We start from the raw sequence: 962 nt of genomic DNA on the forward strand, positions 1-962 counted from the left end.
TTTTTGCCGCCTATCTGATTGTGGCGCTGCTGGTGCTGATTGCCCAACCGTTCAAACCGAAAAGACGCGACCTGTTCGGCCGCTAATCACCGCCTTGCCAGTGGCTTTGAACAGGCTGCTGGCAAGTTCTTCACTCTCTCTATCCCATCAACGCCCATATTCCATATCCCGCCGCAAGTACCAGACTCCAGCCGCCCAGATTAATCACTAACGCCAGTACTAAGAGCTTTATTGGATTACGCATATGCGTCCTTATACCGAATCGCTTTTATTCTCTATCGGCCCGGTATAAGAATTACGTAGGGGTTTAAGGCGGGAAATATAAAAATAGTGAATGATGCCGCAAATTGCGGTTTATTTAGCCCAATCCGGCTTATTTAATATATGGTCCTGCCAGTCGTATACTTCCGACTCTTTCACTGCGATATGACGTACGGAAATACGCTCGCCGTGCATCGCCGCCCTGGAACCGGTAATGAGCGGGTGCCACTGCGGCAGCGACTGCCCTTCCGCCAGCAGGCGATAGGCGCAGGTATGCGGCAGCCACTCGAAGGTAGGCAGATTGTCGCGCGTCAGCTTGATGCAGTCCGGCTCGAATTCGAAGCGGCGTTCATAGTTACGGCACTGACAGGTTTTGATATTGAGCTGCTTACAGGCAACGTTAGTGAAATAGATTTCGTCGGTGTCGTCATCCATCAGCTTATGCAGGCAGCACTGCCCGCAGCCATCACACAGCGACTCCCACTCCGCATCTGTCATTTCATCAAGGGTTTTGCTCTGCCAGAAAGGTAATTCGCTCATCAGGATGTCCACATCAAAAATCAGGGTGCTTCTTATAACCAGTCTGGCACAGGGATGCAAGTTTTGCCGCCCGAATGGGGCGGCAAGGAGGGCTTACAGTACGCGAGTCGTCAGGGACAGTCCGTTAAACTGCACCTCAAGCTCATCGCCGCGTGCAGCGG

The 962-nt window shown here is 52.4% G+C and carries 1 protein-coding gene and 1 pseudogene; one reads left to right on the forward strand and one right to left on the reverse strand.

The genetic code is table 11. The features are described 5' to 3' along the window. Positions 1-86 (forward strand): annotated as a pseudogene (locus GKAS_RS25045) (disulfide bond formation protein DsbB); the annotation flags it as partial. A gap of 268 nt (positions 87-354) precedes the next feature. Here the strand turns inward: GKAS_RS25045 and GKAS_RS23335 are convergent. Then, a complete protein-coding gene (locus GKAS_RS23335; RefSeq protein ID WP_035897915.1) occupies positions 355-801 on the reverse strand; it encodes a YcgN family cysteine cluster protein in 447 nt (148 codons plus the stop codon). Positions 802-962: the final 161 nt, after the last annotated feature.

Source organism: Kluyvera ascorbata ATCC 33433, assembly GCF_000735365.1.
GTDB classification, from domain to species: Bacteria; Pseudomonadota; Gammaproteobacteria; order Enterobacterales; family Enterobacteriaceae; genus Kluyvera; species Kluyvera ascorbata.

Bases quoted from the DNA above. Each gene is read 5' to 3' on its own strand.
- GKAS_RS23335 (WP_035897915.1), bottom strand. From the start codon at position 801: ATGAGCGAATTACCTTTCTGGCAGAGCAAAACCCTTGATGAAATGACA.